The sequence below is a fragment of the Mesorhizobium sp. M0514 genome (genome assembly GCF_040321145.1).
GTDB lineage: Bacteria > Pseudomonadota > Alphaproteobacteria > Rhizobiales > Rhizobiaceae > Mesorhizobium.
In genome coordinates, this window is sequence record NZ_JAMYQZ010000147.1 from 1 (window position 1) to 7952 (window position 7952).

The 7952-nt window shown below is 59.7% G+C and carries 7 protein-coding genes; 4 read left to right on the forward strand and 3 right to left on the reverse strand.

Annotated elements, in window-relative coordinates; all coding sequences use genetic code 11:
* Positions 1-288: 288 nt before the first annotated feature.
* The 3 genes from NKI61_RS31435 to NKI61_RS31445 all read right to left on the reverse strand — a co-directional run bounded on the left by NKI61_RS31435 (position 289) and on the right by NKI61_RS31445 (position 3676).
* A complete protein-coding gene (locus NKI61_RS31435; RefSeq protein WP_023727257.1) occupies positions 289-480 on the reverse strand; it encodes a hypothetical protein in 192 nt (63 codons plus the stop codon).
* A 499-nt stretch (positions 481-979) separates the two neighbouring features.
* Positions 980-1762, reverse strand: a complete 783-nt coding sequence (locus tag NKI61_RS31440; protein ID WP_352842244.1) for an NAD(P)/FAD-dependent oxidoreductase — start codon at positions 1760-1762, stop codon at positions 980-982.
* A 258-nt stretch (positions 1763-2020) separates the two neighbouring features.
* Positions 2021-3676, reverse strand: coding sequence for an MFS transporter (locus tag NKI61_RS31445; RefSeq protein WP_352842246.1), 1656 nt, complete (start codon positions 3674-3676; stop codon positions 2021-2023).
* Positions 3677-3977: 301 nt separating this feature from the next.
* On the opposite strand from NKI61_RS31445, the gene NKI61_RS31450 reads away from it, so the two are divergent.
* From NKI61_RS31450 to NKI61_RS31465, 4 genes are all read left to right on the forward strand, one after another.
* Positions 3978-4265 carry a hypothetical protein gene (locus NKI61_RS31450; RefSeq protein WP_050588774.1) on the forward strand — a complete coding sequence of 96 codons (288 nt, stop codon included), beginning with the start codon at positions 3978-3980 and terminating at the stop codon, positions 4263-4265.
* A gap of 588 nt (positions 4266-4853) precedes the next feature.
* Complete coding sequence (locus tag NKI61_RS31455) at positions 4854-5141, forward strand: hypothetical protein (RefSeq protein ID WP_081726247.1); 288 nt, start codon at positions 4854-4856, stop codon at positions 5139-5141.
* 243 nt (positions 5142-5384) lie between these two features.
* Positions 5385-6077 carry a hypothetical protein gene (locus NKI61_RS31460; protein WP_352842248.1) on the forward strand — a complete coding sequence of 231 codons (693 nt, stop codon included), beginning with the start codon at positions 5385-5387 and terminating at the stop codon, positions 6075-6077.
* Between the two features lie 486 nt (positions 6078-6563).
* Positions 6564-6941 (forward strand): ParB N-terminal domain-containing protein, encoded by a 378-nt coding sequence (locus NKI61_RS31465; RefSeq protein WP_352842250.1) that lies wholly within the window; start codon positions 6564-6566, stop codon positions 6939-6941.
* Positions 6942-7952: the final 1011 nt, after the last annotated feature.

Below are 7952 nucleotides of genomic sequence, written 5' to 3' on the forward strand. Positions count from 1 at the left end.
ACGGCGGGAGCATCGCTTTGGGATTCGCGCTGTCGCTGCCGCATTCGATGCTTTTAGCGATGGCCTTACGTATATCCCGCAGCAGCTTAATGCGATGCAAAGCACGACATAGTCCGGCATCAATGTCTCCGCTTGGAACCGCCGGCCTACTTGCCACGCCGGCCGGGCGCTGGTCTGGCAAGTGGGCTTTCCGTTTGCCAATGCGTTCGTTCCCGGCCCTCACGGGGCGGCGAGTCCCTGCCGTGAGCGCCTCACCCGCGAGGCTACATGGCGGCCGTGGAGATTACCTCAGCAGCGGCGCCCGATCGGAAACCTTAGCACCTCAGCGCTTTGGCGTGGCTGCTTGAACTCTTCGACGGCAACGGCCTCAATTAGCAGGTCCAAGGCTTCGCGGCCCCTTTGACTCATCGGGTCATCCCCACAAAGGTAGTCATACGCTCGATCTAAATGCACTCGGGCGGCGGAAAAATCGCTTGTCATATCATAGAACCCTCTCTACCCGCCCGCATTGCCGTCTACGAGGTGAAGGTAGTGCAATCGTCAATATATACAGACAAATTTGAATTAAATCGGAGATGATCATGGAGGCCGAGTTCCCTGACCTGATGCCGCCATCGAGCCCGCCGACGACCACTCGCTGGCGCTCGGTCGGTTCATAAATGCCGAGCACCCCGTCCCGAGACCACCTCTGACCTCCCTCCTTCGATGCTAGACGCGTGGAAGACATGGCTGCGCCGCCGCTGCGAGAAAGGCGTGTCCCATCGCGCGGCGGCTGCATAGTGGGCAGCCAGCGCCGGGAGCTAATCGGCAAAGCCGCGTGTGGCGATTTTGCATAGCGGGCGCAGGCGAATCGCCACGCCCGTCCAGCATGTCCGATGCCCCGTAGGCCGCCAGGATCCCTGAGCGGAGTGCATGCACGATCCCGCGTGATGACAGTGGATCGGCACAGAACAGGCAGTCGCCCGCCGCGACCCAGCGGTCACCGGCGGCGGGATCGATCGTTGCGGTTCCCGCCGCCTTGATCATGCTGGCGGTCTCGATTGCGTTGGGCGGCACGAGCGGCGCGATGGACTGCGTTGCGGCTAAAGCGCGGTACCAATGTCCGGCTTTGCGCAGTTCGCTGCCCAGATCCGGATCGGTGAGGCACGCGCAAGTCGGCGCTGTACCACCAGCCTTCGGGACGCGCCTCGACGACCATGCTGCAATCGCCCGGTGCGCGGTCGAAAAAGCGTGTGTAGGCGGCAAGATGTCCGTGCATGGTGAGCTTGGCGCCGAAACATCGCGCCAGCCTCCAACTGCGACCGGTCGCCCAAACCACGGCGCGGGCAACGATAGCTTCATCGGCCAGCTTGAGCAGCCAGCCTTCATCGTCGCGCACTGCCGAGCCCACGGCCGAGCCAAACCGCGTGTCCACACCTGCCGCCTTGGCCGCCTGCACCATCAGCCGGTCGAATCGCGTCCGGTCGAGCTGCCAGCCGGCACCTTGAGCGGAAAACATGCCGTGCCGCTCGCTGGGAACTTCATTGGCCCACACCGGAAGAAGCGCACGATTTTCAACGAAGCCGGCCTCGGCGAACGGCGTCCAGACACCAAGCTGACGCAGCAGCCCATTCGCTACTGCCGGCGGCACCTCTCCCGGCTTTGGCCGATCATGCCTTCCTGTTTCCAGCAACAGCACGCTCCGCGCGGGTGCATCGTTGCCAACGCCAGTCCGGATGTGGTCGCCGCCGAACGTGATCGTCTCAGCGAGCTGGCGGGACAAAATGCCAACCTCAAGATAGCGTTGGCCCGGATCAGCGAGGCGGACTGAGGAAGACTTTAAATTCAAAAGGTGACACGCGGCAATAGTCGCGTGCCGCTGTAGCCCCAGGCTCCGCTTCACAGTGGGGACCGATCGGTCGCACTCTCCAAGCCTGGGGTTCTTCTCTGCCACCCATCATCGAATTTTGGTGGATTGTCCGTCTCCCGCACCGGTTTGAGCGCGATAGACAAGAATCGCGTTTTCTGTGCCGGCCGGGCTTCAATGACGGGGATGGCGAAAAGCTGAGTGCTCGGGCTTGCGGGCCGAGCTTGTCGGTCGCTCGATGGAAAGTGTCATCTGAGGCGCTTCCTCTCCCGCGTGCAACTGGAAGACACGCTCGTCCAGTTCCTTGTCCACTTCCGTCAGACGATGATTGAGGCGAAGGTAGTCCGTCCAGGTCGGCGTGCGGAACGTTTCCGTCCAATGCATAGGCTTCTGCAAGTTCCGCTGGAGCGTCCAATTCCGAGCACCGACCCGGCTGTGTACATGACGCCGCTGCCGCATGAGGTCGAGGAAAGCCTCGAGATTTCTCTCGGCTATCAGATATTCGACCTTGACCACGATCGGGCCGCTTCTCGGCTCCAGATTGAGAGCGACAGCCGGGGCATCGAATTCCTCCAGAGGATCGGGCTCTGAGTCGCGGCGCTCGCGAAGAGGAAACAGAACGCCGGCTGCAGCGACGAACATCAGGGAGGCAGCGGAACCCTGCAGCGCCAGGGCCAGCGAATGGTTTTCGGCCACCGTGCCCCACACCCAGCTGCCGAGCGCGATGCCACCATCTATCAAAGCATAGTAGATCGAGATGGTGCGCCCCACGACCCAGCGCGGGCTTGCCAGCTGCACGCTCACACCGACCCCTGACCAGGCGGTGACCCAGCCCGCGCCGCCCAAAGCGAGTGCAATTGCCGCCACCCCGATCGAAGTTGTCAGTGCCAGGGAAAGTGAGCACGCCGCGCAGGCGACGCAGGAGAGCCTCATCAGCCGCTCCTGCGACAAGCTCCGTCTGAACAGGCTGTTGGACAGGCCAGCGAAAACGGCTCCGGTCCCGAAGCCGGCCATGAGCGCGCCATAGGCGAGCGGGCCTCCTCCCAGCTGATCGCGGACAACCACCGGCAGCAGCGCGAGTATGGCGATGCTCGCCAAGCCAAAGAGGGTTCCGCGCGCGATCGCGGCCTTGATTTCCGATGACATCGCCGTGAAGCGCAGCCCGTCATAGATCGCCGTCCTCATCGACTCGCGTGGAAGAGGGGAAGAACGAACCTTCCACTTGCAGCGCCAAATAGTGGCCAAGGGTACGAAATAAGTGAGCGTGGTCACCGCGAATGCCGCCATAAGGCCAAACGAGGCAACTACAATGCCGCCGAGCGCCGGGCCCACAGTCCGGACGGTATTGAATCCAACAGAAAGCAGGGTGACGGCAGCGGGAACATCTCGTCGATCCACAATATCGCCAACCGACGCTTGCCAGGCCGGATCATTGAGAGCACCGCCGCTTGCGATCAAGAAGCAGAAGCCGAGGATCATCCACGGACTGACAAAGCCCAGCGCCACCGATGCGGTCAGCATCGCGGAGGCAGTCACCATAAGGCACCGACCGGCGAACATGACCCGGCGCCGGCTGAAATTGTCAGCGAGAGCCCCGGCGAAGACAGACAAGACGAAGGCGGGCAGGTTCGATGAAGCCTGAACCAACGCAACCATCAGATCGGAAGTCGAGATCGTTGCCATCAGCCAGCTGATGGCGACAGTCTGCATCAACCAGCCGAGGCTTGAAACCTGCGTGGCGAGCCAGATCGAGCGAAAAGTGGGCTGCAGAAGTGGCCCAAACGTCGTTGGTGCAGCCAAATCTTCGTTTGATCCAGCCACCCTACTCATTTTTCGATCCTTTGCTTTCCGTTATTGTCGCTTTCCATGTAATCTAGGCTGAACCGTGGCGGCTGGAAGAATAGATGGACCCATTTGTCTCCGACCAATGTGGCCACAGTTCCTCCTGACCAGTGGTCTGGCGGCCGAGACGCAGACATGGGCCGGCTCACTCGCCTTCGACGACATGTTGGTGAGCCGGAATTCATATGTCATTTGAGGCATCATGCTCGTTCGACGCGCTGCCGAGCGATTTTTCGCGAAACGTTACCCTGTTCCGATGCTGAGTGTGGCTTCCGAAAAGTGAGGACGCTTGCAGATCTTTGACAGGATCAGTTCCCTGATAGATGCAGACGATTGCCAGGCCGCGATCGAAGACGCGCGCGCCCTGCTCCTTCAGTTCGGACAAAAGTCTGATGCGCTCACACATGCGATCGACGAGTTTCTGCTTGACCTGATGACATTGGCTTTCATCGTCGAATGTTACGGACGCGGCTTTGAACTTTTGGCGCGAATGCTTGCCCGTAGAAGGCTGGCGAAGGTCAGACTGTTGTCGGGAGGGGTCGGCCGGGCAGAACGGGTTCCAAAGCCTGATGGCTGAACCGGCGATCGAGCCGCGTTCCAACTAGCGACGTGGCGACTGCCAAAAAAAGGGCCATCGGAAAACCGAGGTATGTAAAGTCAAAACCTTCAGAGGGGGACAGCTGATACGATGGAATGGGAGCAAACCATCGCGTGCATCAGCTGTAAGCTTAATGGCTAAAAGTTGTGCAATGCGCAAACACACTTTGTGCAATGCAGCTATGCAGTAACGCAAACCCTCAAGTTGCAAGATCGAGTTTGGAAATGTTTGCTGCTCGTACGGTGATGGGCGAGATCCTTAAGCGTATGTACGGCGGCATGATGGACGCTTGCAAGCATCCAGACAAGATTATCGCGAAGCTAAAATAAGAGGTTCGATCCAATCGGCGATGCGTTAGCCGCGCCATTCTGGTTCAGCCGGGCGTTACATGGCCTCGCCAAGTTGAGGATGTATTGGTCGCGAGCAGCCGCGTGCCAATTTGGAACCCACGACCATATGCAACGATTGGGCACTGTCCGAAAGAAGGCCGAGAACTGTTGAAAGTGCGCTAGATGGAGATATTCTGAATCGGAACGGGGCATGGTTCATCGCCAAAGCGAGACATGGATGAAAAGCAGATCGCGCCCAACGCCTGATCCAACCATTGCAACGGAAGTCCCCTGGTCGGAAAGCCTAACCGCATATGATGACAAGCATTTCGAGCTCTATTTGAAGCTCATGGACGCTTGCGCCGACAGTGCCAGCGAAGAGGAGATGGCGCTGGATGTACTGGGTATCGATCCGGTCAAAGAGCCAATCCGCGCCCGTAAGGCCCTTCGCAGTCATCTCAAACGGGTGCTCTGGTTTATGCATGAGGGCCATAAGGAACTGCTTCCAAGCCGACCGCCTCAATAACTGCGGCGCCGAACAAGGTTGCCCGAGAGATCAGGTGGCGCCCTCGGGGGATGCGAGGACACTTGAAAGCCGCAATCGGGTTATCATCTCCATACTGCGTGTGTTCGGCTCGGCACGGCAAGTGCCCTTGAGTCGAGGAGGAATGCACATGAAGAAGAAAGTTCATCTGGAAGCCTGCTGACCGATCCCTTGGAGCCCTTAATCGGGTCCCAAGTTGTTCCCGACGAGCGTTGCGAGGGGCGGATGCAGGACCAGCCGGAAATCGAGCCAGGGCGTGAAACGAAGTCAACAGGTGCGAGGTTCGGCCTGCTGGGTATGGCTGTGTTGGCCGTAGGCGCCTTCATCTGGACCGGCTTCGGCGAAGGCATCCAGCAGGGCACGTCCAACGTCGTTCGGACTGTCATCGACAAGAGCATGCAGCGCCTTGGGCTCGGGAAAGCCCCCAACGCTCTTACAGAGGGCGAGTGGTATCTCTCGGTGTACTACGGTCCCGACTTTACGGATGTCACCCCCGTCGGCCTGGGGCACCCCTTCAAGGTGACATTCACGTCGGCCCCGGATTTGTCTGGCACCTACGAGAACGTTGCAGGGAGCGGCTCGGTAAGCGGCTTTGAACGACCCGGTCAACTCGTAATGACCTACTCCGGAGCAGATGGGATGTCCCATGGAGTTGCCATTCTCCAAGACATTCAGACCCACCTTTCTTCCAACAACGTCGAGCATGATTACGTGGGAGCCGTTTTGGTCCACGCTTGCTATAAGGCGGACACCCAGCAGTGCGATGCCGCCAAATCGCAATATAAATTCTGCAGGGCGATTTTGTCGAAAAACAGGGAACCCGACAAGGATCCTTCCCTCAAGGGTTACCTCGACGAACCATGTTCGACTTTTCAGAACGATCTTAAGCTGAAGCTTAGCCCGACGGCACAGCTTTAGGCACGAAGGCGCTCACCAGGGTCGCAGCTCAAAGAGAACGGCGCCCTTCGCCGGGGGCCGTCCGTTCCGCATCCCGCCTGACGGCGGCGCGTTGCTGATGCTCCTACGGCCGCCCTGTTGAGCCGGTCTCAGGGCCACGGTCTTTCTCCTGCACCGATCTGACTTGGTCCCGCTGGCGTGCATTTCGGTGCTTCCGTTTTGTACGCTCTTCTCTCTTGGGCCGCTTCGCGGCACGGCTGCGCCGACATGGATGTGCCTAGCGGCACCTTTCCTATGTAGCGGGAAGAGAGGCGCGCGGCCCTCTCTCCCCAGCAAGCCGCCGCGGGCGGGTTCCCCCATCTTCCTCCGCTTCGCTAGGTGCAGACCGGGGAGACCCCTCCGCCCCCGGGACTTGCCCCCCTCGCTCCCCGCTACTCGCCGCGAGGCAGGGGTTCAGGGGACCTGAACAATTCAGGTCAATCCCTGAAATCAACAACGAGCAAGTCGATGAATACCGCTGAAATCACTATCCCGCTCGCAGGTAGGGCCGAACTGGCCGCCACGATCGAGGCCCATGGCCTCATCCATAACCTTGTGACCCGCAAGGCGCCGAAGGGAGCCAAGTTCGAAGTCGTCGCCGGAGGGCGGCGACTGGGGGCGTTGCGGTTGCTGCTGGACGAGGGCCGCATCGGCACTGCCACCGCTGCCAGGCTTGGACACAAATCGATGCTGCCGATGATGATCACGGCCGATGTTCGGCAGGCCTATCGCACTGACAACTATGCACAAACCGTAATTGAGGGAGCAATCTGGCCGATGCTTTGGCCGATCCATGACGATCGGCCGGACTCAGACAGGTTCGAGGTGGAAAACAGGCAGCTTTAAACATGGTTCTGCCTCGGCCAGCGCAACATTCGCCTGGAGCTTCGCTTATGTGTGTGAGCTTGTTCTCTCGCGCCCGAATTCCCCATGGATGGCCCAAAAGCAGGCGATCCATTTGTCATTTTTAAGTGCCCGGACTGCCAGTTGATCGCGTTCTGACCCGACTGGGAGTTCAAGTTTGACCTGAAACTGACCGGGTGCTGGATGGCAGGCTTCATCCCCACCGGTCTGATATGAAACAACGTCCGGCCCCGAGGCTAGGCTGCAATCTCGTATGGCTTCTATGCGCCGTTCTCTTGGAGCGTGTTGCGGGCTTGGTCTGCTCAACCTCGGAGCTCAACGCTTCACGGCGTTAGGATGAGCGTTCGAGGCGCAGGATTACTGCCGACACTGCTCTTCTTGTTCGCATTGGGCAGTTCCCGTTGGAGCCTTCCATCTTGCCGACTGCTGAGTTTGGAGTGGCCGTAGCTGTGAAATCGAAAAGAAGCCAATAGGCAACGTTTGCCGCGACGCTACTGAGAGCTGGTCACCGGGAGAGAGCCGAAGGTAGAACGAAGTTGTCTCGTTGAGCTTGTATGTGGCGCCAGCATAGAAGGCCCAGTTCCCACCCCAAGGCTTATACAAACCGCCACCGTTAGCGCCGATCGCGTTCATGGCCTCGCCCTTTTGGCAGAGATCACCACGGTCGCTAGCTGGCGAGCAAAGTCCGTCCCAGCGCTGCATTATCTCGTCGGATCCGGCAAGCTGGCAGAATTTCCCAGGCGGAGCTGACGGGGGGATGGTGGGAATAAAAACGGTGCGCGTGAGGTCTCGTCGGGAACAGCCAAGACATCTAAGCGGAACGGACTGGCATAACGCAAAGACACAGGCGAGCTCAGCGGCAAGGTGGTTTGTTATCACCATGGGACGCCTGCCGCGGTGGTGTCGTGGGTCGAGACGGCGAGGGCAGCGGTCGCCATGCGCCCCGACCGGCTTGCCTTGTTCGGCTACTCGCATATCCCATCCCAAATAAAG